This is a genomic window from Geodermatophilus sabuli (genome assembly GCF_010686765.1).
Lineage (GTDB): Bacteria > Actinomycetota > Actinomycetes > Mycobacteriales > Geodermatophilaceae > Geodermatophilus > Geodermatophilus sabuli_A.
In genome coordinates this window covers 1-26,865 of record NZ_JAAGWF010000023.1, presented here as the reverse complement: position 1 = coordinate 26,865, position 26,865 = coordinate 1, and the positions used below count along the sequence as shown (strand labels likewise).

Sequence of the window (26,865 nt, the reverse complement as noted above, 5' to 3'; positions counted from 1 at the left end):
TCGACTTCCGAACCGTCAGGGAGGCGGGGACCATGGCGGCGACGGAGCAGCGCACCCCGAGCGCCACCCGATCCGGGCTCGTGCTGCTGGTGGTCTCGGCGGCGGTCTTCCTCGCCAGCCTCGACCTGTTCATCGTCAACGTCGCCTTCCCCGAGCTGGGCCGGGCGCTCGACGCGTCCACCGCGGCGCTGTCGTGGGTGCTCAACGGCTACACGATCGGGTTCGCCGCGCTCCTGGCGCCGGCCGGCCGCGTCGCCGACCGCATCGGCCGCCGCCGCGTGTTCCTGAGCGGGCTCGTCACCTTCAGCCTCGGCTCGCTGGGCTGCGCGCTCGCCTGGGGCGTGGGCAGCCTGGTCGCCTTCCGGGTCGTCCAGTCCGTCGGCGCCGCCATGGTGACGGCGACGTCGCTGGCCCTGCTCCTGCACACCTTCCCGCCGGCCAGACGCGCGCACGCCATCGGCGTCTGGTCGGCCGTCGGCGGGGTGGCCGCCGCGCTCGGCCCGCCCATCGGCGGCCTGCTGGTCGAGGCGTCGTGGCGCTGGGTCTTCCTCGTCAACCTCCCCGTGGGGATCGCCGCCCTGGTCGTGGGCCTGCGCGTGCTGCCGGAGTCCCGGGACGAGGCGGAGACCCGCCGGCCGGACGTCGTCGGGACGGCGCTGCTCGTGCTCGCCGTCGGACTCCTGGCCTACGGGCTGGTCGACGCGCCGGAGCGCGGCTGGAGCAGCCGCGTCGTCCTCGTCTCGCTGGTCGCCGCGGTGCTCGCCGGCGCCCTGGTCGTCGTGCGTGCCGCGCGGGCGCCGGGCGGCACCGTGCCGGTGCTCCCGCTGCCGCTCTTCCGGTCGCGTCCCTTCGCCCTGGGCTGCCTGTCGATCGCGGCGTTCATGGCGGCCTTCGCGGCGATGCTGCTCGGCAACGTGCTGTGGCTGACCGGCGGCTGGGGCTGGTCACCGATCACGGCCGGGTTCGCGCTGGTCCCCGGGCCGCTGCTCGCCGCGGTCTCCGCCGTCCCCGCCGGCCGGCTCGGCGCCCGAGTCGGCTGCGGTGTGGTGGCGGCGGCCGGGACGGCGCTGTTCGCCCTCGGGTCCCTGTGGTGGGTGACGCAGGTGGGTGTCGAGGCGCACTACGTCACCGATCTCCTTCCCGGCCAGGTGCTCACCGGCCTCGGCGTCGGGCTGACCCTCACCAACCTCTCGGCGGCGGCCTCCTCGTCGCTCCCGCCCGCCGCCCTGGCCACCGGGACGGCGACCTTCGGCGCGGCCCGGCAGCTCGGCGCGACGCTCGGGGTCGCCCTGCTGCTCGCCGTCGTGGCCGGCGACGGCACCTCCCTGCCCACCGCGGACCGCGGATGGCTGCTCGTCATCGTCCTGGCCGCCGTCGCGAGCGCCCTGGCGCTGGCCGTCGGCCGGGGCCACCACCCGGAGTTGCGGGCCGCCCCGGCACGCACCCGCTGACCGCTACCGCCGGAGGAAGCATGGACCTGAGCTCCACCACCGCCCTCGGCCCACGGCGTCGGGCAGTCGCGGTGACGACGGTGCAGCAGGCCGGGCTGGTCTTCGACCCGAGCTGGCGCTCGTTCAGCAGCATCCAGGGCGGCCTGGTCGTGGGCCACCTCCTCGAGGCGGCCGCGTCGCACGCCGGGGCCTCGCCGCGGGCGGTGACCGCGCACCTGCTGGGCGGCGTGGTACCGGACGAGCCGGTCCGGCTCACCACCAGCTCCGACCGGGACGGCCGGACCGGCAGCGTGCGCGCCGAGCTGCTGCAGGACGGCGGTCTGCGGGCCGTCGCGCAGGTGCTCACCCTGGCGCGCCCGGCCACCCCCGTGGTCGAGCCGTACCCGCCCGGGGACGGCTACCGGCCGGAGGACGGCGTCCCGTTCGAGCTGCCCCGCGACTACGTGCCGATCGCCGAGCACACCGAGATCCGGGCGCTCGGACCGTCGCGGCCGCTGGCGGGTGGGTCGGAGCCGCGGCTGCACGCGTGGGTCCGCGTGCGCGGCGGGCTCGCGCCCCTGGTCCAGTTGGGCGTGCTGCTCGACGCGCTGCCGCCGTCCCTGTTCGCCGTCCGGACGGTGCCGGCGGCCATGCCGACGGTCGAGCTCACCGCCCACCTGGCCGGCCCGCCGCCGGCCACGGGCGCGTGGGTGCGGGTGGACCAGCGGACGGCCTGGGCGGACGCCGACGTCGCGGTGGACGACGTCGAGCTGCGCGCGGTCGACGGCTCGCTGGTGGCGTGGGGGCGGCAGACCCGCCGCCTGCCGGCGCTCTGAGGACCGCGCGCAGCCGGCCGGGCGGGGCCCGGTGGCACCCGCCGGACGTCCCGGAGGAGTGGTTGCGCGAGGAACTCACCGAGCGGGGCGCGCATCTGCTGGCCGGCTGCCGCAAGGCGACCCGGCGCCGCGAGGGGTGACCTGCGCCGCTCCATGCGTGCGCGCCGGTGCTGCGGGAAGGAAGACGAGCGTGGAACTCGACGACGTCCTGCCGAACAGCCACCACGTGACCCGGCAGTCTCGGTGGGTCGACGCGCCGCCGGAGGCGGTGTGGGACGCCCTGCACGAGGTGAAGCTCTCCGGGCTGCCGGTGACCGTGGCCCTCGGCGCGGTCCGCTTCCTGCCGGTGCTGCTGTCGGGCAAGGGTCTCGGCCGGCTGCGCGACCGGCCGTTCCTCGAGGCGCTGCCCGTGCCGGTGCTCGCGTCGTCGGCGCCCGAGTCGGTCGTCTTCGGCGGTGTGCTGCAGGCCTGGCGGCTGGGCGGCGGCGAGCAGCCACCGGCACTGGACGCGGAGGACCTGCAGCGCTGGATCCGGCCGGGCTGGGTGAAGGCGGTCATGGACTTCCGGCTGACGCCGGTCCGGGGCGGCACGGAGCTGAGCTCGGAGACCCGCGTGCTGGCGACCGATCCGACGACCCGCCGGCGGTTCGCCCTCTACTGGCGGTTCGTGCAGCCGGGCAGCACGGCGATCCGCTGGGAGGTGCTGACGGCGGTGCAGGTGCGTGCCGAGGCGCGGGCCGCGTGAGCTGGACCGAGGCGGACATCCCGGATCTCACCGGACGCACCGCCGTGGTGACCGGCGCGAACGGCGGGCTCGGCTTCCAGACGGCGCTGGCGCTGGCGGGGGCGGGCGCGCACGTGGTGGTGGCCGCGCGTGACCGGTCGAAGACCACGGCGGCGGTGGCGCGGATCGCCGAGCGCCATCCGGCGGCCTCGCTGGAGGTGGTGCCGCTGGACCTGGGCGACCTGTCGGTGGTTCGCGCGGCCGCGGAGCAGGTGCTGGCCGGCCACGATCGCGTCGACGTCCTGGTGAACAACGCCGGGGTGATGGCGATGCCGCAGCGGGAGACGGTCGACGGCTTCGAGATGCAGTTCGGCGTCAACCACCTGGGGCACTGGGCCCTCACCGCCCACCTGATGCCGGCGCTGCTGGCTGCTCCGGCGGCGCGCGTGGTGACGGTGACGTCGACCGCCCGGCACCGGGCGAAGCGGTTGGACCCGGCCGACCCGCACCTGCGGCGGGACTACGGCCCGTGGGCGGCGTACGCCCGGTCGAAGATGGCCAACCTGCACTTCGGCCTGGGCCTGCAGCAGCTGTTCGACCGGGCCGGAGTCAGGGCTTCGTCGCTGCTCGCGCACCCGGGGCTGACGAACACCGACCTGCAGGCGCGGACGGTGCGTGAGGGCGGCGGAGGCCGGCTGGGCCCGTTCTTCGAGGTGCTGACGGCACGGTCGGGGATGACCCCGCGCGAGGGCGCGCGTCCCCAGCTGCGGGCGGCCACGGACCCGCGAGCGACGGGCGCTGAGCTGTACGCGCCCCGCTTCGGCTCGCACGGGCCCGCGGTCCGCCGCCCGGTCCTCCGCCGCCATGAGCTGCAGGAGCAGATCGACGTCCTGTGGCAGGTCTCCGAGCAGGAGACCGGGATGCCCGTGCGCGTCGCAGGGTGACCTCGGGGCGCGTGCGGCGCTGTCCCGGCCGCTGCGGTCCGGACCCGTCGTCGGCTCGAGGCATTCTCCGACGGGGCCCGCGATGCCGGGTCAGTGACGGCGGCCCAGGCGGTAGCCGACGAGGACGCCGACGAGGGTCAGGACCGCGCCGCCGACCGCCCCGAGGAGCAGCGTCTTGGCGTCGCCGGCCGGCGCCGGAGCCGCTGCCCTGCCGGTGAACGTCCGACCCGCAGCAGCGACCGGTGCGCCGCCGACCACCAGCGAGGCGTCGCTCGTCGTCGCAGCCGCAGCGGAGGGCGCAGCGCCGATCGGCACGACGGCACCGGTCAGCTCGCCGTCGATGGCCGAGAAGAACTGCCCGGCCATCCGCTTGGCGACGCCGGTGATCATCCGCTGGCCCACACCCGCGACCGGGCCGCCGATCACGGCGTCGGCGGAGTAGGTGAGGTTCGTCGTCCCATGCTCGCCGGGCTCGAGGTTGATGGTCACCGTCGCCCGGGCGTTCCCCGGCGCACCGGCACCCGACGCGTGCATGACGTAGGACTTCGGGTGCTGTTTGTCCGACAGCCGCACCTCGCCGGCGTACGTCCCACGGATCGCGCCGACGCCGACCGAGACGTTCAGCTTGTACTCGTCGTCCCCGACCTGCTCCAGCGACTCGCAGCCCGGGATCGTCCGCGCCAGCACGGCCGGGTCGGTGATGACCGCCCACACCCTCTCCGGGTCGGCCGAGAGCACCGCAGAGCCGTCGAGGTTCACGCCATCACTCCAGTCCCCGCCCGGCGCGCGGCCGTGGCGGTCGTCTCCGAGTCCTCGGAACGCATCAGGTCGTACAGCTCGGTGGGGGAGATGGGCATCGAGGTGATCCGCCGTCCCACCGCGTCCTCGATCGCCGACGCGATCGCCGCCGTCCCCGGGATGACGCCGGCCTCACCGGCGCCCTTGATCCCCAGCGGGTTCAGCGGCGACGGCGTCTGCTGGTGGTCGATGTCGACGTCGGGCACCTCGGAGGCGTAGGGCATGAGGAAGTCCATGTACGAGGCGTTCTGCAGCTGCCCGTCCGCGTCGTAGGCCATCCGCTCGTACAACGCGCCGGCCACGCCCTGGGCCACACCGCCGTGCACCTGGCCCTCGACGATCATCGGGTTCACCACGTTGCCGCAGTCGTGCACGACGGCGTACCGCACGACGTCGATCTCCCACGTCTCCGGGTCGATCTCCACGACCGCCGCGTGCGCGCCGGACGCGAACGTCGACCGGATCGGCGAGTAGTAGTCGCGGTGCTCCAGGCCGGGCGCATCCCCCTCGGCCACCGGCGGCTTGGAGTCGTCGTGCGTCGTGAACTGGGTCGCCTGCTTCGCGGCCTCGTCGAACGCGTAGCGCAGCGGGTTGGAGAGGACGGCGACCGTCCGCAGCGGGATCGAGGCCCCCGGCGTCCCGCGCACCTGCACCAGGCCCTCGTCGATCTCCAGGTCGCCCGGATCGGCCTCGAGGACGTCGGCGGCGATCCGCAGGGCCTTCTCCCGCACGCCGCGGGCGGCCAGCGCGATGGCGTTCCCGCTCATCACCGCGGCCCGCGAGGCGAAGGTGCCGACGGCGTACGCGAAGCGCCGGGTGTCGCCGGTGGTCACCTCGACGTCCTCGATGGGCACTCCGAGCTCCGAGGCCACGATCTGCGCGAACGCCGTCTCGTGCCCCTGTCCCTGCGACGTCAGCCCGGTCGACACCAGCACCTTGCCGCTGCCGAGCACCTGGACGTGCCCGCCCTCGTACGGCCCGGGCCCGGTGCCCTCCACGTACATCGCCATCCCGATGCCGAGCAGCTTCCCGCGTGCCGCGGCCTCGTCCCGGAGCACGTCGGCCGACGACCAGTCCGCCAGCGTCCGCAGCTTGTCGAGCAGCCCCGGGTAGTCGCCCGAGTCGTAGATGACCGGCCGGCCGTCCTGGAACGTCAGGTGGTGGTCGTAGGGGAACTGGTCGGGCTGGATCAGGTTCCGCTCGCGGACGACGGCGCGGTCGAGCCCGAGCTCGTCGGCGATGCGGTCCATCGTCCGCTCCATCGCGTAGCAGGCCTGCGGCCGCCCGGCGCCGCGGTACGGCGTGACGATGACGGTGTTGGTGTAGACGCTGTCCACGCGCACCCGGTAGACGGGGATCACGTACGGGCCCACCAGCTGGGTGGCGGTGATGATCGGCACGATGATCCCGTAGGGGGTGTACGCGCCGTTGTCGTGCAGCACGTGGACGTCGAGGGCGGTGACCCTGCCCTCGTCGTCGAAGCCGACGGTGACGTCCTGGCGCTGCTGCCGCTCGTGGGCCGACGAGATGAAGTGCTCGCGGCGGTCCTCGGCCCACTTCACCTCCTGGCCCAGCGCGATGGCCGCCATCGGCACCAGCAGCTCCTCGGGCCACGGGTGCACGATCTTCACGCCGAAGCCACCTCCGACGTCCGGCGCGATGACCTCCACCGTGTCCAGCGACAGGTCCAGCTTCGCCGCGATCGCCGCGCGCACCGACGTCGAGGCCTGGGTGCTCGAGTAGACCCGGAGTGACCGGTCGTCGGCGTCCCAGCGCGCGTGCACGCCCCGGCCCTCCATCGGCATGCTGGCGCTGCGCTCGATGTACTGGGTGAAGCTCAGCGTGCGGGGGCTCGCGGCCAGCGCCGGCTCGACGTCCCCGGTCTCCTGGTGGTGACGGGCGGCCACGTTGTCCGGTACGTCGTCGTGCACGGCGGCCCGCGCCTCGTACGCGGCGTCGACGCCCACGACGACCGGCAGTTCGTCGTAGGTGACGACGATCCGCTCGGCGGCGTCCTCCGCGACGTACCGGTCGGTGGCGACCACCATGACCACCGGCTCACCGACGTGCCGCACGACCTCGCGGGCCAGCGGGTAGCCGGTGCGCGGCTCGGTCAGCTGCGGGTGCGGGATCAGCACCGGCAGCGGCTCGGCCATCGGGCCGGTCAGGTCCTCGTAGGTGTAGATCGCGACCAGACCCTCGACGTCCAGGGCGCCGTCGACGTCGATCCCGGTGATGCGGGCGTGCGCGTGCGGCGACCGCACGAAGGCAGCGGCCAGGGCGGTGTGCCCGATGTCGTCGAGGTAGCGGCCCCTGCCGACGATCAGCCGGGCGTCCTCGCGCCGGCGGACCGGCTCGCCGAACAGCTTCGTCGTCACGACCGCCCCCCTGTTTCGGGACTTTCGGCGCCGAAAGTCCCCCGGGCTCTTCCGCGGAAACCCCCGAGGGCCGGACTCTCGGCGCCGAAGGTCTCTCGGGGAGTGGTCACCGGGCGTCCTTCATCGTCGCGGCGGCGGTGTGCACGGCCTTCTTGATGTTGGCGTAGCCGGTGCACCGGCAGAGGTTGCCGCCGACCATGTCGTCGACCTCCTCCTCGGTCAGCTCGGCGGCCGGATCGCGCTTCTCCAGCCCCGCCGCGATCGTCATGAGGAAGCCCGGCGTGCAGAACCCGCACTGCAGCGCGTGGCACTCGCGGAACGCCTCCTGGACCGGGTGCAGCACCTGCCCGCCCTGGTGGTCGTCGCGGGCCAGCCCCTCGACCGTCGTCACGGTCCGCCCCGCCACCTGGACGGCGAGCATCAGGCAGGACCGGACCGGGTCGCCGTCCACCAGCACCGTGCACGCCCCGCAGACGCCGTGCTCGCAGCCGACGTGCGTGCCGGTCAGCCCGAGGTCGTGGCGCAGCGCGTCGGACAGCAGGCGGCGCACCGGCACGGTGGCTTCACGGGGGACACCGTTCACGGTGACGGTGATGGTCCGCTCGGTGTCGACGGAGGTCACGCAGCTCTCCCGGTGTCGATGGCTCGGTTCCGCACTCGCTGACGCTCCTCGCTCGCTGGCGCTGCTCACTCGCGGGTCACTGCCGCGGCCGCCTCGGCGGCAGCCTCGGCGAGCGTCCGGCCGGTCAGGACGCCGACGAGCAGGCGCCGGTAGTCGGCGCTGGCGTGGATGTCGCCGTCCGGGTCGACCAGGGTGCGGGCCAGCTCGCCCGCGGCGGTCCAGTCGGCCTTCTCCACGGGCGAGCCGATCACGGCGTCGGTGAGGTCGTGCACCTCGGGGGTCAGCCCGACCGAGACGTAGGAGGCGCGGACGGCGGCGACGCGCTGGTCCTCGTCGAGGGTGACCACCACGCCGGCGCCGCAGACCGCGTAGTCGCCCTTGCGGCGGGCGATCTCGGCGAAGGCCGTGCCCGACCGCGGCGGCAGGGCGGGGAAGAAGGCGGAGGTGACGACGGCCGGTCCCGAGATCGAGGTCTCCAGCGGGCCGACGAACAGGTCGCGCCACTCGACGGTGCTCGGACCGGAGGGCGTGGCGACCGTGACGGAGCCGTCGGTGAGGGCGAGGACGGAGGTCATCTCGCCCGAGGGGTCGGCGTGCGCGATCGAGCCGACGGTGGTGCCCCGGTTGCGGATCGCCGGGTGGGCGACGTTCGCCGTCGCCCGGGCCAGCAGCGGCTGGACCCGGGCGGCGGCGTCGTCGTGCAGGAGTGCGTTGTGCCGGACCAGTGCTCCCACGGTCACGCCGTCCCCGGTGACCTCGACGGCGTCGAGGCCGGGCACCCCGTTGATGTCCACCAGCGTGGCCGGCGCCGCGAGCCGCATGGAGAGCAGCGGGAGCAGCGACTGGCCACCGGCGAGCACCTTGGCGCCCGCACCCTCTGCCGACAGGACCGCGAGGGCCTCGTCGAGGGTGCCGGGGTCGGCGTACCGGAAGGGAGCGGGCTTCACCGGTTGAGCGTGCCCTCTCCACGGTTGTGCGGAACGCCCGGGCGGCCGACCTCGTCGACCGACGACGGGTCCGCGCCGCCGAACTGGTCGTGCGTGTGCCCCAGCGTCGACGCGCTGTCCAGCGACGTGCCCTCGCGGGTGAGCGCGGCCTTCATGTCCGCCGGGGCCAGGGCCCGCGCGAGGTGCCAGCCGGCGACGGCGACGATCGACCCGAGGGCGATGCCCTCGAGGGAGAAGTTGTCGGTGATCTGTAGCCGGACCGGACCGATCCCGATGATGATGCCCGCGGCGAGCGGCACCAGGTTGATCGGGTTGGCGAAGTCGACCCGGTTCTCCTTCCAGATCTTCGCGCCGAGCAGGCCGATCATCCCGTAGAGGACGACGGTGATCCCGCCGAGCACCCCGCCCGGGACGATGTTGATCAGCGCGCCGAACTTCGGCACCAGGCCCAGCAGGATCGCCACGATGGCGGCCACGTAGTACGCCGCCGTGGAGTACACGCGGGTGGCGGCCATGACGCCGATGTTCTCGGCGTACGTCGTCGTCGGGGAACCGCCGACCGAGGTGGCGATCACGGTGCCGACGCCGTCGGCGAACACCGCCCGGCCCATGACCGGGTCCAGGTCGCGCTTGGTCATCTCGGCCACGGCCTTGACGTGCCCGACGTTCTCCGCGACGAGCGCGATGACGGCCGGCAGGACGAGCAGGCTGAAGTTCAGCGAGAAGCTGGGACCGGTGAAGTCGGGGAACCCGAACCAGTCGGCCTGGGACACCGAGTCGAAGTTGATGCGGTCGTGCTCGACCGGGTCCGGGCCGGTGGGCAGCACCGAGGTGATCGGGCCGGCGGTGGCGTCGAGTAGCACCGACAGGAGGTAGCCGAAGACGAGGCCGAGCAGGATGGCGATGCGGGCGAGGAAGCCGCGCAGCGCCAGCGAGGCGACGATGACGAAGGTCATCGTGGCCAGGGCCACCCACTGGTCCTGCGGCCAGTAGGTGCTGGCCGCCACCGGGGCCAGGTTGAAGCCGATGAGCATGACCACCGCGCCGGTGACGGCGGGGGGCAGCACCTTGTTCACCAGGCCGAGGCCGGCGAAGTGGATGAGCAGGCCGACGAGGGCGAGGACGACGCCGGCGACCAGGATCGCGCCGACGACGTCGCTGGAGTCACCGCCGTTGGTGCGGATCGCCGCGACGCCGCCCACGAACGCGGCACTGGTGCCCAGGTAGCTCGGTACCCGGTTCTTCACGATCAGCAGGAAGACGATCGTCGCGACGCCGCTCATCATGATCGCGAGGTTGGCGTCCAGTCCCATGATGATCGGGAAGACGAACGTCGCCCCGAACATGGCGACGACGTGCTGCGCGCCGATGCCGACCGTGCGCGGCCAGGACAACCGCTCGTCCGGAGCGACGGCCTCGCCCAGCGGCGGTGTCTTGCCGTCCCCGTAGAGCTTCCAACCGAACGCCATGAGTGCCTCCTCGACGTGCACCACGAGCTGGCCCACCCGGTCAACGGAGGTTGCCGGCACCAGAGAGGCGTCAATGTGTCACGCACCAGGTGACGGCGGAAGTACCTCAGTGCTAAATCGTTATTGCAGGTGGGTGCCGCCTTCCCCGCCGTCCGTGCCGCCTCCGTCCGAGGTGTCTCACCGCTAAGACGATTGCTCCGGTAGCGTCCCGGCAGGTGAGCGACAGTCCCTCCCGGCACGTCTCCCTCCGCAGCGGCGTCTACGGCGACTCGGTCAAGTTGATGCAGGTCAGCCGGGACGTCGGAGCCCGTGACGGGGTCTCCGCCGTCCTCGTCGCGATGGCCACACCGCTCAACCTGGAGCTGGCCGCGGGCATGGGGCTGGCGCCCGACACCCCGGCCTCGCCCGACCAGTTGCTCATCGGGGTCACGGCCGTGGACGACGACGTCCTGGCCGATGCGGTCGACGCCGTCGACGCGGCCCTCGCCGCCCGCGAGCGCACCGGGACGACGACCGACGCCATCCCGCCGCGCACCATCGGGGCCGGGCTCGACGCCGCGCCGGTCGGCGGGTCGGTCCTGGCGATCGTCAGCGTGCCGGGGCAGTACGCGGTCGCGGAGGCCGCCGACGCGATCGCCGCCGGCCGCAGTGTGCTGGTCTTCTCCGACGGGGTCCCGGTCGAGCAGGAGGTCGCGCTCAAGCGGGCCGCGCACGACGCCGGCGTGCTGGTCATGGGCCCCGACTGCGGGACGGCGATCGTCTCCGGTGTCGCGCTGGGCTTCGCCAACGTGGTCCGGCCGGGCCCCGTGGGGCTGGTCGCGGCATCCGGGACCGGCGCCCAGCAGGTCTCCTGCCTGCTCGACATGGCCGGTGTCGGGGTCTCGCACGTGCTCGGCGTCGGCGGCCGCGACCTGTCCGAGGCGGTCGGCGGGCTGGCCACGCTCGACGCGCTCGCGGCCCTGGACGCCGACCCGGCCACGGAGCGGGTGCTGCTGGTCTCCAAGCCGCCCGCCCCGTCGGTCGCCGCCACGGTGTCGTCGTTCGCGGCCGAGCTCGCCGTCCCGGTGCGCTCGGCCGCCCTGTCGCCGGAGACCCCCGACCTCACCGCCGCGGTCGAGGCGCTGCTCGCCGACCTGGGCGTCGACGTCCCCGCCTGGCCCGCCCGGCCGGGCGACGGCACCGCCGCGCCCGGTGCCGTCCTCAAGGGCTTCTTCTCCGGCGGCACGCTCGCCGACGAGGCGATGCTCATCGCCGCCCCGGCGCTCGGCGACATCCGCTCCAACACCCCGCTCCGGCCCGAGCTGGACCTCGCTCTCGACCCACCCGCCCAGGGCCTGTCCGCCCCGGGACACGTCGTCATCGACTTCGGGGACGACGCGCTGACCGTCGGCCGCGCCCACCCGATGATCGACCCGACCCTCCGCCTGGAGGCGATCAGCGACCTCGCAGCCCGGCGCGAGCCCGCGGTGCTGCTCCTCGACGTCGTCCTCGGTCACGGCGCGGACCCCGATCCGGCGCACTCGCTCGTGCCCGCCCTCACCGCGGCCCGGCGCAGCGGCAGCCTGCCGGTCGTCGTCGCCCTGATCGGCACGGAGGGCGACCCGCAGGGATGGAGCCGGCAGGCCGACGCCCTGGCCGGCGCCGGTGCCGCCGTCTTCGCCTCCAACGCCGCGGCCACCCGCCACGCCCTCGACCTGCTGGGAGCCTCCGCATGACGCTCGCCGACCTGCTGTCCGCGCCGCCGGCCGTCGTCGCCGCCGGGGTCGACGTCTTCTCCGACGCGCTGCGCGCCCAGGGCGCCACGGTGGCCGACGTCGAGTGGCGACCGCCGGCCTTCGGGGACGCCGCGGACCTCGCCGCCCTCGCGCTCGACCCGCGCCGGGCCGCGGCCAACCGGACCGCGGTGGAGCGGCTCATGGCCGCCGGATCCCAGCTGGTCGACGTCCGGCCGGCGCGCGAGGTGCTCGACCTGCCCGACCGCACGCTGCTGCACTCCGGCCCGCCGCTGACCTGGGAGACGGCCTCGGGCCCGATGCGCGGCGCGCTCCTCGGCGCCGTGCTGTTCGAGGAGTGGGCTCCGACGGTGGAGGACGCCGAGCAGCTGCTCGCCTCCGGCGCGGTCACCCTCGACCCCTGCCACCACCACCGCACCGTGGGCCCGATGGCCGGCGTGACCAGCCCGTCGATGTGGATGTGGTGCCTGTCGGACCCGGTCTTCGGCGGCCGGGCGTACTGCAACCTCAACGAGGGCCTGGGCAAGGTCCTGCGGATGGGCGCCTACGACGACGAGGTGCTCACCCGGCTGCGCTGGATGCGCGACGTCCTGGGGCCGGTGCTGCGGGAGGCGGTCCGGTCGATGGCCGAGCCGCTGGACGTCAAGGCCGTCCTCGCGCAGATGCTGCAGATGGGCGACGAGGGGCACAACCGCAACCGCGCGGGCTCGCTGATGACCCTGCGCGAGCTGTCCCCGGCCATCGTGGCGGTCGACGCGCCGTCGTCCGACATCGCGCGCGTGCTGGCCTTCATCGGCGGCAACGAGCACTTCTACCTCAACCTCGGCATGCCGACGGCCAAGCTCGCGCTGGACGCCGCCCGCGGGATCCCCGGGTCGACGATGCTCACGGTGATGTCACGCAACGGCACCGAGTTCGGCATCCAGACCGCCGGCACCGGCGACCGCTGGTTCACCGGGCCCGCGCAGACGCCGGTCGGCCTCTTCCTCGGCGACTACGGCCCGGAGGACGCCAACCCCGACATCGGCGACTCCGCGATCATGGAGACCTACGGCGTGGGCGGGTTCGCCATGGCGGCCGCGCCGGCGATCGTCCGGTTCGTCGGCGGCACCGTGCCCGACGCGCTGGCCACCACCGAGCGGATGTACCAGCTGACCCTCGCCGAGAACCCGGCGATGGCGATCCCGATCATGGGTTTCCGCGGCTCCCCGACCGGGATCGACGTCCTGCAGGTGGCCCGCACCGGCTGGCTGCCGCAGATCAACACGGGCATGGCCGGGCGCGTCGCCGGCACCGGGCAGGTGGGCGCCGGGCTGGTGCAGCCGCCGCAGGAGTGCTTCGAGCAGGCGCTGCGGGCGCTCGCGGAGGAGGCCCGCACCGCCTGACGGACGGCGGACGGCGGACGGCGGACGGCGGAGGTCAGGCCCGGGCGCAGGCCAGCAGCGCGCGGACGGCGGCGGGGAAGGCGCTCGCGCCCGGGAGCGGAGCGGCGAACGGCGTCCGCAGGTCGTAGCACCCGCGCCGGTGCTCCACGCGGAAGAGGACGCCGTAGCGGTCCGCGCCCAGCAGGTGCACGGCGTCGTCGCCGGTCCACGCGCGCACCCGGCCGCACAGCTGCGCCAGCGGGTCCGCGGAGCCGGCGAAGAGCTCCTCCTCGGCCACGCCCACCGGGTCCGGCGCCGCGGCGGCGTAGTCCTCCGGCGTGATCTCGGTGCAGGCGCCGCCTTCGTGCAGCAGCACCTCGGCGACGTCCAGGCGCAGCAGCGTGGCGGTGAGCCCGACGTCGAGGAGGACGTCGGTGGGCCGGGCCGCGGCGAAGTCGAGCACCAGGTCCCCCTCGTCCTCGGCCGGTACGGGGACCAGCCAGCCGGCCAGCTCGAGGCGGGCCCGCAGCGGGTTGCGCAGGGGCAGCGGGGAGCGGGACGTCACCGTCACGCGGGCGGGCAGGTCACCCTGCGGGGCGCGGCGCACCGCGTCGGCCAGCCCGCCGGACCGCGGGACGACGACCAGCACCTGCCCGGCGTCCGTGGTGGCGGCCGCCTGCAGCCGGCTGGTGCCCAGACCCAGGGCGCAGACCGAGACGGCAGGTCGGGTGGCCACCGTCCGCGCCCGCTCGGCGGCGGTCGGGCCCGCCGGTCGGCGGACGAGTGGCGAGGTCGGGCGACCGGTGGTCATGGCGTCCCTCGGGGTCGACGGCGGGTGGTGATGGCGCAGTAAGGTGAGCCTAACCAAACCAGGAGGTCCCCGTGAACACCCCGCGACCCAAGGTCCGGCTCAGCCGCGCGCTGGGCATCCCGCTGACGCCCAAGTGCGTCCAGTACTTCGAGCGCCGGCCCTACCCGCCGGGCGAGCACGGCCGCAAGCGCCGCAAGGACAGCGACTACTCGACCCGGCTCAAGGAGAAGCAGCGGCTGCGCGCGCAGTACGACGTCAGCGAGACCCAGCTCCGGGCGGCCTTCGACCGGGCGAAGCGCTCGGGCGGCAAGACCGGCGAGGCGCTCATCCAGGACCTCGAGTCGCGGCTGGACGCCACCGTCCTGCGTGCCGGGTTCGCGCGGACCATCTACCAGGCCCGTCAGTTCGTCACCCACCAGCACGTGCTGGTCAACGGCAAGCGGGTCGACCGGCCGTCCTACCGGCTCCAGCCCGGCGACTTCATCGAGGTCGCCGAGAAGTCGAAGAGGAAGGAGCCGTTCCTCGTCGCCGCGTCCGGTGCGCACGCCGAGGCGCCGACGTACCTCGAGGTGCGGCTGGCCGACCTCGTGGCGCGCGTCGAGCGGACGCCGGGCCGCGGTGAGGTCCCCGTGGTCTGCGAGGAGCAGCTGGTCGTGGAGTACTACTCCCGCTGAGTCAGCCCAGGTGGCCGCGGAGCATCGCGTTCACCGTCTCCGGGTCCGTCGCGTTGGGCAGGTGCGCCGCCCCGGACACGACCATGAAGTGGGCGCCGGGGATCCCGTCGGCGATTACCCGCACCGTGTCCGGCGGCGTCGCCGGGTCCTCGGCGCCCGCGATGACCAGCGTGGGTGCGCTGATCTCGCCGAGTCGGGCGCGGACGTCGAACGCCCCGATCGCCTCGCAGCAGGCGGCGTAGCCCTCGGTGGGGGTGTCGCGCAGCATCTGCAGCAGTCGGTGGGCGCCGGACGGGTCCCGCTCCGCCCAGGCCGCGGTGAACCAGGTGCCGGTGCGGGAGGCGACCAGCGGCTCGGTGCCCTGCTCGCGCACCTGCTGGGCGCGCGCCGCCCACGAGGGCGGATCGGCGAACTGGGCGGCCGAGGCGATGATCGCCAGCTTCTCCAGCCGGTCGGGCACGGTGAGCGCCAGCTGCTGGCCGATCGCCCCGCCGATGGACACCCCGACGTAGGAGAACCGGTCGACCCCCAGCCGGTCCAGCAGCGCGACGACGTCGCCGGCGAGGTCGGCGATCGTGCACGAGCCGGGGACCACCTCCGAGCCGCCGTGCCCGCGCAGGTCGTAGCGGATGACCCGGTGGGTGCGGGCGAACTCGGCGGCCTGGGCGTCGAAGAGGCCGGTGGTGGTGCCGAGTGACGGGCCGAGCACGAGGACGGGCGCGTCGGCGGGACCGTCCTCGACGGCGGACAGGGTGGCGGTCATGCGCGTGCTCCTCGGGGACGGCGGCGGCCCGGGCGGGCTCCTGGGTGCCGGTCCCATCCAACCGTCCGCCGCCTGCGCCCGTCCTCCGGCCCGGATGCCGGACCATGGACGGCGATGGCGAGGACGGGGCGGGACCGCGGGGACGTCGTCCGGTTGAGCAAGCGGATGGCCTACCTGCTGCGGCACGCCCCGGCGAGTGCGGGGCTGACCCTCGACGCCGCCGGCTGGGTGGACGTCGACGACCTGCTCCTGGCCCTCGGCGTCTCCCGCGCCGAGCTCGACCACGTCGTCGCGACCAACGACCAGCGCCGCTTCGCCGTCGACGGCACCGGTACCCGGATCCGCGCCAGCCAGGGGCACAGCGTCGCCGTCGACCTCGGCTACCCGCCGGAGGCGCCGCCGGCCGAGCTGTTCCACGGCACGGTCGAGCGCTTCCTGCCGGCGATCCTGGCCGAGGGGCTGCGTCCGGGGCGCCGGCACGCGGTGCACCTGAGCGCGGACGTCGACACCGCCCGTCGCGTCGGTGCCCGGCGCGGCCGGCCCGTCGTCCTGCGGGTCGATGCGGCGGCCATGGCGGCAGCCGGCGTGCCCTTCGCCCGCTCGGCGAACGGCGTGTGGCTCGTCGGCGCCGTTCCGCCGGAGCACCTCGCCGTGCGGGACTGACCGTCCGGCCCGGGGGCCCTCAGCTGCGCGGGTGCGGCGTGCGCCGGTAGAGCAGCACCGCGACGGCGGCGATCCACGCCCACCCGGCGACCACACCGACCCACAGGCCCAGGACCGCCCACGACGACGTCCATCCGGTGGCGACACCGAGGAAGCCGCCCAGGACGACCAGCCCGACCGCCCGTGAGGCCCACGCCCACCCGGCGCGACGCTCACGCGCGAAGCGCCGTGCGACGACGAACGTGGTGGCCACCAGGCAGGCGAACCCGACGCCACCGGCCGCCATGTGCAGCAGTCCGGAGAGGCTGGGTTCGCTGGGCGGCCCGTCGGGCGTCCCGAGGGGGAACCCGGCCATCGGGTCCGCGACGAAGACCCCCGCGACGACGAGTGCGAGCCCGTACCCGGCCAGCAGCCCCGGTCCCCACGTCCCCGCGAGGCCGTCGTCCAGGGCGCGGCGCATCCCGACGGCCGCGGCGACGGTCATCAGGCCGGCGACGACCAGGGTGGTGATCTGGATCCAGCCGAGCGGGCCGTTCGCGAGCAGGCTCAGGTCGTGGCGGGTGAGGTCGAATCCGTCGCGGGTCTGCGCCTGGATGAGACCGGAGGTCAGGTAGACCGCACCCGCCAGGGGGCCGTAGCCCAGCAGCGACCGGGTCACGGCGGCGGGACGGTCGAAGCACTCCTGTGCCCTGGTCGAGGCGGTGGGGACGTCGTTCGTCGTGCTGCTGGTCACGGAACTCCCTCTCTTCGGTACTACACTGGACAGTACCCAGACGGCGAGGGGTCGCGGAACTCATCGGAGGAGTGGATCGCGGTGGACCCGGTCGAGCCGCAGGACGACGAACTCCTGGTCCGCGTGCCGCTGCGCACGCCCGGACGGGGCACGGCCGCGCCCGATCGCGACCGCACGGAGGACCCGCGCGTCCTGCGCAGCCGGGCGGCGATCGTCGAGGCCGCCACCGGGCTCTTCCTGGAGCGGGGCTACGTCGACACCAGCGTCGATGACATCGCGGCGCGGGCGGCGGTGTCCAAGCGGACCGTCTACAACAACTTCACGGACAAGGAGCGGCTCTTCACCGACATCGTCCTGGGCGTCACCGCGACGGCCGAGCGGTTCGCCGCCGAACTGGCGGCCGCCCTCGCCGATGTCGACGACGTCTCGGGAGCCCTGCACGACCTGGCCCGGGAGCACCTGGCGTCGGTGACCCGGCCCCAGGTCGTCCGGCTGCGGCGGCTGATCAGCGCCGAGTCCGGACGCTTCCCCGACCTGGCCCGGGAGTACCACCGCCGGGCACCGGAGCGGGTGATCGTCGCACTGGCCGGCGCGCTCGCCGGCCTCGGTGGCCGGGGGCTGCTGCGAGTCCCCGACCCCCGGCGGGCCGCCGAACACCTCGCGTTCCTCGTCGTCGGCGCCACGCTCGACCGGGTCATGTTCGAGGGGGAGGCGGCCGTGCCCCCGGCCGCTGAGCTCGAGGCACTGGCCCGGGACGGCGTCGAGGTGTTCCTGTCGGCGTACACGCCGGCCTGACCGCTCGGGCCGGAACAGCGACCGCCTTGCCGGCCGTCTCCCGCGGCTTCGCCCAAGAGGCCGCCGGCTCGGGCGTCACCGTCGACTCCGCGATCGCCGGGCCGACGGGCACCGGCGCGTCGAGGACTTCGTCCACCCGCTGGTCGGGGGCGACCTGCCCTGGGACGAGGCGCCGCGGGAGTTCATGCGCCGGCACCGGCCGCAGTGCCTGCTGCAGCGGCTGATCGAGCCGGAGGAGATCGCCGACATGTGCGTGTACCTCGCCTCGCCACTGCCGCCGGCGCCCACCGGGGGTGCGCTGCGCGTGGACGGCGGCCACGTGGACGCCGTCCTCCCGCGAGCCGGGTGCGGGGGGCCGGCTCCCCGCACCGGCCGCCGGTCGTCAGCGGGCGAGCGTGCCCAGGTCGACCGGGAGCTGGATGCCGGTGACGTGCCGGGCGTCGTCGGAGGCCAGCCACGCGACGGCGGCGGCCATGTCCTCCGGCTGCGACACCTGGTCGGGCAGCGTCTGCATGAAGATCGGCCCGAGGGTGCTGGCGTACTGCTGCATGAGCGGCTGCATGTCCGGGACGGTCATGCCGGTGGCGACACCGTGCGGGTGCAGCGTGTTGACCCGGATGTTGAACTGCCCCAGCTCGTTGGCCATCGTCCGCGCCAGCCCGACCACGCCGTGCTTGCTGGCCGCGTAGTGGCCCAGGAACGGCAGCCCGCGCAGCCCCGCGACCGAGCTGGTGATGATCACCGAGCCGCCCCGGCCCTGCTCGATGAGCACCGGCACGGTCGCCTTGGCGGTGAAGAAGACGCCGGTCAGGTTGGTGTCGATCGTCTCCTGCCACTGCTCGACGGGGATCTCCCACGAGAGGTTCGCCGAGCAGATGCCGGCGTTCGCGACGACGACGTCCAGCCCACCCAGTTCGGCCACGCCCTCCTCGACCACGGCCGAGACCGCCGCGAAGTCCCGCACGTCGGCCTCACGGGCGATGATCCGCCGGTCCTGCGCCTCGACCAGCCGGACCGTCTCGGCCAGGTCGTCGGCCGTGGGTCCGGGGTAGGCCGTCGTCGGCGCGTCGGCGTTGACGTCGAGGGCGATGACGTCGGCGCCCTCACTGGCCAGTCGCACCGCGTGCGCCCTGCCCTGGCCGCGGGCGGCCCCGGTGATCAGGGCGACCTTGCCCTCGAGTCGGCGTGTGCTCATCCCAGCTGTCTCCTGACGTCATTTACTGCACTGAGTGCAACGAAGAGGGCACTGTAGGGCCGGGACGGCGGTCGCGGGCGGCTAGCGTGCGCGGCGTGGAACGGCTGTCGGCACGGGAGGCGCAGCGGCGGGACAGCTGGCGGGCCCTGCAGGCCGCCGCCGTCGACCTGGTCGGCCGGCGCGGCTTCGCGGCGGTCACGGTCGACGACATCGCCGCGGCGGCGGGCGTCTCCCGCCGGACATTCTTCAACCACTTCCCAACCAAGGCCGCCGCGCTGTTCGACCCCGATCCCGACGACGCGGCCCGGCTGTCCGGGCTGCTCGCCGCCGCCGACGGTGCCACCGACCCGTGGATGGCCCTCGGCGCGGTCTGCCGGGAGTACCTGACCACCCACACCGCCACCCTGGCCGTCCGGCGCCGGCTGACGGCGGACCCGGAGCTCGCCGCCTACCAGCAGGACGCCTACCGGCACATCCAGACGGCGCTGGACGGCTGGGTGCGCCGGGAGTACGCCGATCCGCTGGCCGCCGCGCTCGCGGCCGCCACCACCGGCGCCGTCCTCGGAGCCGCTTTCCGCGCGTGGGACCCCGACGACCCGCCCGACCGGTTCCTGGACCTGGTCACCCGCGGCTTCACCCTGGTGCGCGTCTCGCCCGGCCGAGCCCCCGGTCGGGCACCCGGCCGGCGTTGATCACGGGGTCGTCGCCGGGGGACACGCCGCGGACGGCGCGTCGCGGAGCGACGACCCCATGACCGACGCCAGGGCGGGGCGCTGGTCAGGCCTTGATGATCGCGGCGACCGGGCCGCCGCCCGACGGCCCCTGGTGCACCGCGGCCACGGACACGAAGACGGCCGGGTCGCCGGTCACCGACGCCGTCACGCCGCCGACGGTCGCCTTGATCTGGCGGTGCCACGAGACGTCGGAGTCGTCCAGCATCGCGTTGCGGCGCCCGCGGACCTTGCCGTCCGGCGAGGCCTCGCACTTGAGGAAGACGTTGACCAGGCGGTCGCCGAGGTCGGTGTGGTGGGGACGCTCGGGCAGGTCCAGGCCGGCGTCGCGGATGGCCGCCCAGATGCCGTCCTGGTCCAGGGCGTCCTCCATGACCGAGTGGCCGACGCGGTAGGCGCCGCCGTGCCCGCGGGCGTTGCCGACGACGACGATCTGCGCCCGGTCCAGCTCGACGCCGGAGGAGCAGGAGGCGACGGCGCTGTAGAGGGACAGGTCGTGCATGACCTGCTCCTGCGTCGGCATCTCGATCTCGCCGAGCGCCACCGCGATGCCCAGCGCCGTCGTGCCGTTGGACAGGTCCATCGAGCCGTGCGGCTCCTGCATGTACGTGGTCTTCCCGCGCTCACGCGCGTCGCGGATGGTGTCGATCGTCAGCAGCGGGGTCTTCGTCTGCACGTAGTGCACGTCGGCCGGGTCGGTGATGCCCGCGGCCTCCATGGCCTTCCTCACGCCGTCGGCCACCTTCTCGACCATGGCGAGGCGGCCGATGTCCTCGGGCAGCAGGACGTCGCTCATCGCGTAGCCGACGGTCAGGCGCGGCTCGTCGGTCTTCTCGACGGCGTCCTCGGGGAGCGTCGCGAAGACGGTGGCGTGCGGGCTGATGACGCCGTCGGTGCCGCCCGACCACACGATCGGGATCTGCTTGACCTCATCCAGCGACCGCGAGCCCTTCTCCAGCAGCACCTCGCGGAAGGCGCGGTCGGCGATGATCCGCGTGTAGTCGTTGATCCCGCCGTTGCCCTCGGTCTTGCCGATGACGGCGACGACCCGGTCGGCTTCCATGACGCCGTCGTCGATGAGCTTGGCCAGCTCGGAGGCGTCACTGACGTTGTGCAGCGGGACCTTGCGGACCTCGATCGGTGCGGGCACAGGGGTTCCTCTCGCTCGGAGTTCCGGTTCAGGGGGCTATCACGGTGCCGGCGTCGTCGTCGGTGACGGCGTCGGCGATGTGCTCGAGGGACGTGATGACGGCGCGGGAGGCAGCAGAGCCGTCGACGAAACGGAGGGCCGCCTCGACCTTGGGGCCCATGCTCCCGCGGGCGAACTGGCCGGCCGCGGCGTGCCCGCGCATCTCGCTGACGGTCACCCGACCCAGGGGTCGTGCGGTCGGCGTCCCGAAGTCGACCATCACGTTGGGGACGTCGGTCGCGATCACCAGGGTGTCGGCGTCCAGCTCGCGGGCCAGGATCGCGGCGGTGAGGTCCTTGTCGATGACGGCCTCGACGCCGCGCAGCGCGTCGCCGTCACTCCCGTCGTCGGTCACCGGGATGCCACCGCCCCCGGCGCAGACGACGACGAAGCCGGCCTCCGCCAGCGCGTGGATCGCGGGGGAGTCGACGACGGACCTCGGCTCGGGGGAGGCCACGATGCGGCGCCAGCCCTTCTCGCCCCGGTCCTCCCAGATCTGACCGAGGGCGACGAACCGTTCGGCCTCCTCGCGCGGGAGGAATCGGCCGACGGGCTTCGACGGCTCCCGGAAACCCGGATCGTCGGCGTCGACGAGGGTGCGGGTGACCAGCCCTGCCGTGCGCTGGGACAGGCCCCGGGCCGCGAGCGCCGCGTCCAGCTCGTCGGCGAGCGTGAACGCGATGGTCGCCTGGGTCTGCGCGACGTTCCAGTCCAGCGGCACGGGCGGGACGACGTGCGCGGCCATCTCGTTCTTCACCAGCAGGTTGCCCACCTGCGGGCCGTTGCCATGGGTGAGGACCACTTCGACGCCGGACGCCACGACATCTGCGATGTGGCCGGCTGCCTCGCGGATCGCGTCCCGCTGCACCGTGGGCGTCGCCGAGCCGTCGGGTCCCGTCATCGCGTTGCCGCCGAGGGCGATCACGACGCGGCGGGCGGGGGTCACGGAGGGACCCTATCGGCGGATCCCTTAGCGGTGAAGTATCTGCTGTCCCGGCGCCCTCTCAGGGCTCCAGGTTCAGCGCAGCTCCGCGGGTGGCCCGGTCCGGTCGCCGAGCGGGCGCTGCACCAGCGCGACGTCGTGCCACGCGCCGTGCTTCCAGCCGATCCGCCGCTGGACGCCGATCGGCTCGAAGCCCAGTGCGGCGTGCAGCCCGGCGCTGGCCTCGTTGGGCAGCGTCATGCCGGCGACCGCCATGCGGTGGCCGCGCGCGGCCAGCCGCTCGAACAGAGCCGTGTAGAGCGCGCGGCCGCCCCCGCGCCGCCCCCGTCCGCGCTCGAGGTAGACGGTGACCTCGCACGACCACCGGTAGGCCGCCCGGTCCTTGACGGAGGTCGCGTAGGCGTAGCCCACGACCCGGCCGGCGTCCTCCAGCACCACCCACGCATGCCGCTGCTGCGCCGCGGTGATCCGCCGGGCCATCGACTCGGCCGTCGGCGGGTCGTCCTCGAACGTGATGGCGGTGTCCGTGACGTACGGCGCGTAGATCGCGGCGCAGGCAGCGGCGTCCTCGACCGTCGCGTCGCGGACGGTGCCGCTCACCGGCGCCAGAAGTCGAAGGCGTCCCGGCCGGGACGGAAGCCGGCCGCCTCCACGACGTCCACCGCCAGGTCGAAGTGCTGGCCGACGACCGCCGGGGAGTGGGCGTCGCTGCCGAAGCTCACCGCCTCGCCACCCTCCTCGAAGAACCAGCGGACCTGGTCGACCGACGCCAGGGGGCTGGTCGTGTTGACCTCGAGCGCCCGGCCGGTGCCGGCCAGCGCCCGGAAGACCGCCCGGTACTCCTCCTCGTAGTCCTTCTCCGCGTAACCGTCGCTGCCGCCGGGCCAGTAGCGCCGGGGGAAGTCCACGTGCGCCAGCACCTGGAAGACGTCGCTGCTCTCGACCATGTCGACCACCTCGGCCAGGTAGCGGCGCATCGTGGTGTCGGGGTCGGGGTAGAGCAGCCGGCCGACGCCGTAGAGCCGACCGTCCTCGGGCAGCGAGTGCAGCGACCCGAGGACGCGGTCGACCGGGGCGTCGCGCAGGTGCCCGGCCACGCTGGCCGCGAACAGGTGCGGCTCGCCGGTCTCGACGCCGGACCAGATCCGCAGCTCCGGGAAGCGCTCCCGGCACTCGGTCAGCTCGGCGAAGTAGGCCTCGACGTCGATCGGTGCGTGCCGCGAGGCGTGCCGGTCGACCAGCCCGTCGGAGGTGGCGCGGTCCCCGGGCGCCCAGACGGTGAAGTCCAGGTGCTCGGTGAAGGCGATGGCGGGCAGGCCCCGGGCGATCGCCCGCTCGCAGGCACGGACCATCGTGGCCGAGTCGGGGGTGTCCCAGGACCACCTGGTGTGCACGTGGTTGTCCGGCGGTCGCATCGCCTGTGGATTGTCCTCCTCCGTCCACGGGTCGCGCGCGGCGGCCCGTTCCGTCGTCCCGCCTGCCTAGTGTCGGACCCATGAGCACCGCCGCCCCGACGTCCGAGCTGACCGCCGACGCGCTCGCCGTCCTCCGTGAGCTGACCGGGCGGGCCGACGCCGAGTTCCGCGAGGGGCAGGACGCCGCCGTCGCCGCGCTGGTCGAGCGCTCGCAGCGGGCGCTGGTCGTGCAGCGCACCGGGTGGGGCAAGTCGGCGGTCTACTTCGTCTCCACGGCGCTCCTGCGGCGGCGTGGCGCCGGGCCGACCCTGCTGGTCAGCCCGCTGCTCGCGCTGATGCGCGACCAGGTGGCCGCCGCCGCCCGCGCCGGGATCCGGGCCGTGGAGATCTCCAGCGCCAATGCCACCGAGTGGGACGACGTCGCCGCCCGTCTCGCCGCCGACGACGTCGACGTCCTGCTGGTCTCCCCCGAGCGGCTGACCAACCCGCGGTTCCGGGAGGAGCAGTTGCCCGGCCTCGTCGCCCGCTGCGGGCTGCTGGTGGTCGACGAGGCGCACTGCGTGTCCGACTGGGGGCACGACTTCCGGCCCGACTACCGCCGGATCCGCGACCTGCTGGGCACCCTGCCGGCCGGGACGCCGGTGCTCGCGACCACCGCGACGGCCAACGAGCGGGTGGTGGCCGACGTCGCGGAGCAGCTGGGTGCCGGCGGGGTGTCGGTCACCACCGTCCGCGGTCCCCTGGCCCGCGACTCGCTGCGCCTGGGCGTGCTCCGGCTGCCCACCGATCGGGCCCGGCTGGCCTGGCTGGCCGCCCACGTGGGCGACCTCCCGGGCAGCGGCATCGTCTACACGCTCACCGTCGCGGCCGCGGAGGAGACCGCCGCGCTGCTGCGCGACGCCGGCCACGAGGTGCGCGCCTACACCGGCCGCCTGGACGACGCCGACCGCAAGGACGCCGAGGAGGCGCTCCGGGGCAACCGGGTGAAGGCGCTGGTCGCCACGTCGGCGCTGGGCATGGGCTTCGACAAGCCCGACCTGGGCTTCGTCGTCCATCTCGGGGCGCCGTCGTCACCGGTGAGCTACTACCAGCAGGTGGGCCGCGCCGGGCGGGCCGTCGAGCACGCCGACGTCCTGCTGCTCCCCGGACCTGAGGACCTCGCGATCTGGCAGTGGTTCGCCACGTCGTCGATGCCCCGGGAGGACCACGCCGCCGCGGTGCTGTCGGCGATGGCCGACGGCAGGGCGTGGTCGGTGGCCCGGCTGGAGACGGTGGCCGACGTCCGCCGGTCCCGGCTGGAGCTGCTGCTCAAGGTGCTGGCGGTGGACGGCGCGGTGGAGCGGGTGCAGGGCGGCTGGCGCTCGACCGGCCGGCCGTGGGTGTACGACGCCGACCGCTACGCGCGGGTCACCCGGACCCGCGAGGCCGAGCAGCGGGCCATGATCGCCTACGCCCGGCCCGTCGACGAGGCGCAGTGCCGGATGGCGTTCCTGCAGGAGGCGCTCGACGACCCGACCGCGGCCCCGTGCGGTCGGTGCGACGTCTGCGCCGGCCCCTGGTACTCCGCGGAGGTGCCGCCGGCCGCCGCCGACGCCGCCTCGGCCGCGCTCGACCGGCCGGGGGTGGAACTCGCGCCGCGCGCGCAGTGGCCGACCGGTGCCGACCGGCTCGGCGTGTCCGTGAAGGGGAAGATCGCGGCCGGCGAGCTGCTCGAACCTGGCCGCGCCGTCGCCCGGCTGACCGACCTGGGGTGGGGCCAGCGGCTGCGCACCCTGCTGGGGGACGACGGGGTGGGCGGCGTGGTCGACCTCGAGGCGCCCGGAGTGGAGGAGGACCCGGACGCCGCCTTCGACGTGCCGGTGCGGCGGGCGCCCTCCGACGTCCCGCCGGACGAGGAGCTGCTGCGGGCCTGCGCGCGGGTGCTGGGCGCCTGGGACTGGGCCGAGCGCCCGGCCGCGGTGGTCGCCGTCCCCTCGCGTCGCCGTCCCCGCCTGGTCACCGGGCTGGCGCAGGGGCTGGCGGGGCTGGGCCGGTTGCCCTACCTGGGCGAGCTGTCGACGGCGCACGGTGGTCCGGCCGGCGGCCCCGGTGGCAACAGCGCCTTCCGGCTGGCCGGGGTGTGGCAGCGGATCGTCGTGGGAGCCGAGCTGCGCGATCGGCTGGCCGCGCTCGGCCCCGTCCCCGTCCTGCTCGTCGACGACCTCGCCGACTCCCGCTGGACGATGACGGTCGCCGGGCGGGAGCTCCGCCTGGCCGGCGCCTCCCGGGTGCTGCCGTTCGCGTTGGCCCTGACCGCCTGAGGCTCCGTCGACCGTGCGCGACGCGGTGGCGCGCGCCCGTGCGCGAGCTCCTGCGGCGACCGGAGGCGGTGTCGGCCCCGACCTCGGCGACGTCCCGAGGGACTTATGGCACTGGTCGTCGCACGGGCCTGACCAGGACCTTGGCGACGGCCCGCCCGGGCCCAGACCAACGGGGGGTCACAGTGGCGAGACGGTGGCAGCGCTGGGGGCGGCTCCTCGGCGTCGCGGTCCTCGCGGCGGGACTGACGACGATCGGTTCGGCGGCGCAGGCGGCTCCCGAGCCGCCACCGCCGCCGGAGCCGCTGGTCGAGGGCCCGCCGGAGCCGCTGGTCGAGGGCCCCTGGCCGCCGTCCAGCGTCCTGGCGGAGGACCCCGCGGCGGTGACCCCGCCGGACGTCGTCACCACCTTCGCGACCAGTTGCCCACCGGCCCCCGCTGGCGTGATCCGCACCGCACCCGGGGCGGGCAGGAGGGTCGCCCTCACCTTCGATGACGGCCCGGGCGCCAGCACGGGGGCGATCGTCCGCATCCTGCAGGACGAGGGCGTCACCGCCACGTTCTTCCAGATCGGCGTGAACTCCACGACCCGGCCCGGGCTCGTCCAGGCCATGGCCGCCCAGCGCTTCCTGCTCGGCAACCACACCTGGTCGCACCCGGACATGTCGACGCTCTCCTCGGATGCCCAGGCCACCGAGATGGACAACGCCACCAACCAGCAGATCAGCCTCGTCGGTGACCCGCCGTGCTTCTTCCGGCCGCCGTACGGCGCGTCGAACAGCACCACCCTGGCACTGGCCCAGGCCCGGAGCATGGCGGTCTACAACTGGTCGGTCGACACGGAGGACTGGCTGGCCGGTGGGTCGGGCGACGCGTTCTGGGTCAACCGGATCATCACCCTGGCGCAGGCCGGGGCCAGCCAGACCGACCCCGTCGTCCTCCTGCACGACCAGCCGACCGCGATGCCGGCCACCGTGGCCGCGCTCCGCCCCATCATCGACTTCTACCGGGACCGCGGGTACGTGTTCGTGGACCTGGCCGGCCGGACGCTCGAGGGACAGGTGGCGGGCGACTGGGACGGCAACGGCACGGTCACGCCCGGCGTGCTGCGGGGCAGCACGTGGTTCCTGCGCAACAGCACCAGCACCGGGGTCTCGGACGTGGCGTTCGGATACGGGGACCCGTCGGACCGGCCGGTGGTCGGTGACTGGGACGGCAACGGCACGTCGACGCCCGGGGTGGTGCGGGGCAACACCTGGTTCCTGCGCAACAGCACGAGCAGTGGCGTCTCGGACGTGGCTTTCGCCTACGGGGACCCGTCGGACCGGCCGGTCGTCGGTGACTGGGACGGCGACGGGACGGTCACGCCCGGGGTGGTGCGGGGCAACACCTGGTTCCTGCGCAACAGCAC

The 26,865-nt window shown here is 74.4% G+C and carries 25 protein-coding genes; 12 read left to right on the top strand and 13 right to left on the bottom strand.

The window, feature by feature from the left end:
• Positions 1–32: 32 nt before the first annotated feature.
• The 4 genes from GCU56_RS19400 (at position 33) to GCU56_RS19385 (ending at position 3,934) form a co-directional block, all read left to right on the top strand.
• Complete coding sequence (locus GCU56_RS19400) at positions 33–1,451, top strand: MFS transporter (protein WP_163483400.1); 1,419 nt, start codon at positions 33–35, stop codon at positions 1,449–1,451.
• A gap of 20 nt (positions 1,452–1,471) precedes the next feature.
• Entirely contained in the window at positions 1,472–2,266 is a 795-nt protein-coding gene (locus GCU56_RS19395; RefSeq protein WP_163483399.1) for a thioesterase family protein, read from the top strand.
• Positions 2,267–2,456: 190 nt separating this feature from the next.
• Complete coding sequence (locus GCU56_RS19390) at positions 2,457–3,011, top strand: hypothetical protein (RefSeq protein ID WP_163483398.1); 555 nt, start codon at positions 2,457–2,459, stop codon at positions 3,009–3,011.
• Entirely contained in the window at positions 3,008–3,934 is a 927-nt protein-coding gene (locus GCU56_RS19385; protein WP_163483397.1) for an oxidoreductase, read from the top strand. Before GCU56_RS19390 ends, GCU56_RS19385 begins: the two co-directional genes overlap by 4 nt.
• Before the next feature lie 90 nt (positions 3,935–4,024).
• On the opposite strand, the gene GCU56_RS19380 is transcribed toward GCU56_RS19385, so the two are convergent.
• The 5 genes from GCU56_RS19380 to GCU56_RS19360 all read right to left on the bottom strand — a co-directional run bounded on the left by GCU56_RS19380 (position 4,025) and on the right by GCU56_RS19360 (position 10,184).
• Positions 4,025–4,693, bottom strand: a complete 669-nt coding sequence (locus GCU56_RS19380; RefSeq protein ID WP_163483396.1) for an SRPBCC domain-containing protein — start codon at positions 4,691–4,693, stop codon at positions 4,025–4,027.
• Positions 4,690–7,110, bottom strand: a complete 2,421-nt coding sequence (gene cutA, locus GCU56_RS19375) for an aerobic carbon-monoxide dehydrogenase large subunit (protein ID WP_163483395.1) — start codon at positions 7,108–7,110, stop codon at positions 4,690–4,692. Before cutA ends, GCU56_RS19380 begins: the two co-directional genes overlap by 4 nt.
• Positions 7,111–7,216: 106 nt before the next feature.
• Positions 7,217–7,732 (bottom strand): 2Fe-2S iron-sulfur cluster-binding protein, encoded by a 516-nt coding sequence (locus GCU56_RS19370; RefSeq protein ID WP_163483394.1) that lies wholly within the window; start codon positions 7,730–7,732, stop codon positions 7,217–7,219.
• A 65-nt stretch (positions 7,733–7,797) separates the two neighbouring features.
• Positions 7,798–8,679, bottom strand: coding sequence for an FAD binding domain-containing protein (locus GCU56_RS25355; protein ID WP_163483393.1), 882 nt, complete (start codon positions 8,677–8,679; stop codon positions 7,798–7,800).
• On the bottom strand, positions 8,676–10,184 hold the full coding sequence (locus GCU56_RS19360; protein WP_345771951.1) for a uracil-xanthine permease family protein: 1,509 nt from the start codon (positions 10,182–10,184) through the stop codon (positions 8,676–8,678). The genes GCU56_RS25355 and GCU56_RS19360 overlap by 4 nt, the downstream gene beginning before the upstream one ends.
• Positions 10,185–10,363: 179 nt before the next feature.
• On the opposite strand from GCU56_RS19360, the gene GCU56_RS25350 reads away from it, so the two are divergent.
• Together GCU56_RS25350 and GCU56_RS19350 are read left to right on the top strand one after the other, a co-directional pair.
• Positions 10,364–11,863, top strand: a complete 1,500-nt coding sequence (locus tag GCU56_RS25350) for an FdrA family protein (RefSeq protein ID WP_163483392.1) — start codon at positions 10,364–10,366, stop codon at positions 11,861–11,863.
• Entirely contained in the window at positions 11,860–13,266 is a 1,407-nt protein-coding gene (locus GCU56_RS19350) for a DUF1116 domain-containing protein (protein ID WP_163483391.1), read from the top strand. Before GCU56_RS25350 ends, GCU56_RS19350 begins: the two co-directional genes overlap by 4 nt.
• 34 nt (positions 13,267–13,300) lie before the next feature.
• Here GCU56_RS19350 and GCU56_RS19345 read toward each other — a convergent pair whose 3' ends face one another.
• Positions 13,301–14,056 (bottom strand): DUF2470 domain-containing protein, encoded by a 756-nt coding sequence (locus GCU56_RS19345; protein WP_163483390.1) that lies wholly within the window; start codon positions 14,054–14,056, stop codon positions 13,301–13,303.
• 71 nt (positions 14,057–14,127) lie between these two features.
• On the opposite strand from GCU56_RS19345, the gene rpsD reads away from it, so the two are divergent.
• A complete protein-coding gene (gene rpsD, locus GCU56_RS19340) occupies positions 14,128–14,730 on the top strand; it encodes a 30S ribosomal protein S4 (RefSeq protein WP_163483389.1) in 603 nt (200 codons plus the stop codon).
• Position 14,731: 1 nt separating this feature from the next.
• Here the strand turns inward: rpsD and pcaD are convergent, their stop codons facing one another.
• Positions 14,732–15,493: a 3-oxoadipate enol-lactonase gene (pcaD, locus tag GCU56_RS19335; RefSeq protein ID WP_163483388.1), complete on the bottom strand. Its 762-nt coding sequence runs from the start codon at positions 15,491–15,493 to the stop codon at positions 14,732–14,734.
• A gap of 114 nt (positions 15,494–15,607) precedes the next feature.
• On the opposite strand from pcaD, the gene GCU56_RS19330 reads away from it, so the two are divergent.
• Entirely contained in the window at positions 15,608–16,156 is a 549-nt protein-coding gene (locus GCU56_RS19330) for an RNA 2'-phosphotransferase (RefSeq protein WP_163483387.1), read from the top strand.
• 19 nt (positions 16,157–16,175) lie between these two features.
• Here the strand turns inward: GCU56_RS19330 and GCU56_RS19325 are convergent, their stop codons facing one another.
• Positions 16,176–16,889 carry a DUF998 domain-containing protein gene (locus tag GCU56_RS19325; protein ID WP_163483386.1) on the bottom strand — a complete coding sequence of 238 codons (714 nt, stop codon included), beginning with the start codon at positions 16,887–16,889 and terminating at the stop codon, positions 16,176–16,178.
• 81 nt (positions 16,890–16,970) lie between these two features.
• Between GCU56_RS19325 and GCU56_RS19320 the strand changes: the two genes are divergently transcribed.
• Positions 16,971–17,684, top strand: coding sequence for a TetR/AcrR family transcriptional regulator C-terminal domain-containing protein (locus tag GCU56_RS19320; protein ID WP_204332465.1), 714 nt, complete (start codon positions 16,971–16,973; stop codon positions 17,682–17,684).
• 382 nt (positions 17,685–18,066) lie between these two features.
• Here the strand turns inward: GCU56_RS19320 and GCU56_RS19310 are convergent, their stop codons facing one another.
• Positions 18,067–18,879 carry a mycofactocin-coupled SDR family oxidoreductase gene (locus tag GCU56_RS19310; RefSeq protein WP_163483385.1) on the bottom strand — a complete coding sequence of 271 codons (813 nt, stop codon included), beginning with the start codon at positions 18,877–18,879 and terminating at the stop codon, positions 18,067–18,069.
• A 95-nt stretch (positions 18,880–18,974) separates the two neighbouring features.
• Between GCU56_RS19310 and GCU56_RS19305 the strand changes: the two genes are divergently transcribed.
• Positions 18,975–19,571 carry a TetR family transcriptional regulator gene (locus GCU56_RS19305; RefSeq protein ID WP_163483384.1) on the top strand — a complete coding sequence of 199 codons (597 nt, stop codon included), beginning with the start codon at positions 18,975–18,977 and terminating at the stop codon, positions 19,569–19,571.
• 85 nt (positions 19,572–19,656) lie between these two features.
• Here GCU56_RS19305 and GCU56_RS19300 read toward each other — a convergent pair whose 3' ends face one another.
• From GCU56_RS19300 to GCU56_RS19285, 4 genes are all read right to left on the bottom strand, one after another.
• Complete coding sequence (locus GCU56_RS19300; RefSeq protein WP_163483383.1) at positions 19,657–20,760, bottom strand: ring-opening amidohydrolase; 1,104 nt, start codon at positions 20,758–20,760, stop codon at positions 19,657–19,659.
• A 28-nt stretch (positions 20,761–20,788) separates the two neighbouring features.
• Positions 20,789–21,745, bottom strand: a complete 957-nt coding sequence (locus GCU56_RS19295) for a carbamate kinase (RefSeq protein ID WP_163483382.1) — start codon at positions 21,743–21,745, stop codon at positions 20,789–20,791.
• 72 nt (positions 21,746–21,817) lie between these two features.
• Positions 21,818–22,342, bottom strand: a complete 525-nt coding sequence (locus tag GCU56_RS19290; protein ID WP_163483381.1) for a GNAT family N-acetyltransferase — start codon at positions 22,340–22,342, stop codon at positions 21,818–21,820.
• Positions 22,339–23,157, bottom strand: coding sequence for a PHP domain-containing protein (locus tag GCU56_RS19285; protein WP_163483380.1), 819 nt, complete (start codon positions 23,155–23,157; stop codon positions 22,339–22,341). The genes GCU56_RS19290 and GCU56_RS19285 overlap by 4 nt, the downstream gene beginning before the upstream one ends.
• 80 nt (positions 23,158–23,237) lie before the next feature.
• Between GCU56_RS19285 and GCU56_RS19280 the strand changes: the two genes are divergently transcribed.
• On the top strand, positions 23,238–25,457 hold the full coding sequence (locus GCU56_RS19280) for a RecQ family ATP-dependent DNA helicase (RefSeq protein ID WP_163483379.1): 2,220 nt from the start codon (positions 23,238–23,240) through the stop codon (positions 25,455–25,457).
• A 182-nt stretch (positions 25,458–25,639) separates the two neighbouring features.
• The coding region (locus GCU56_RS19275; protein ID WP_163483378.1) for a polysaccharide deacetylase family protein at positions 25,640–26,865 on the top strand (1,226 nt) is incomplete at its 3' end.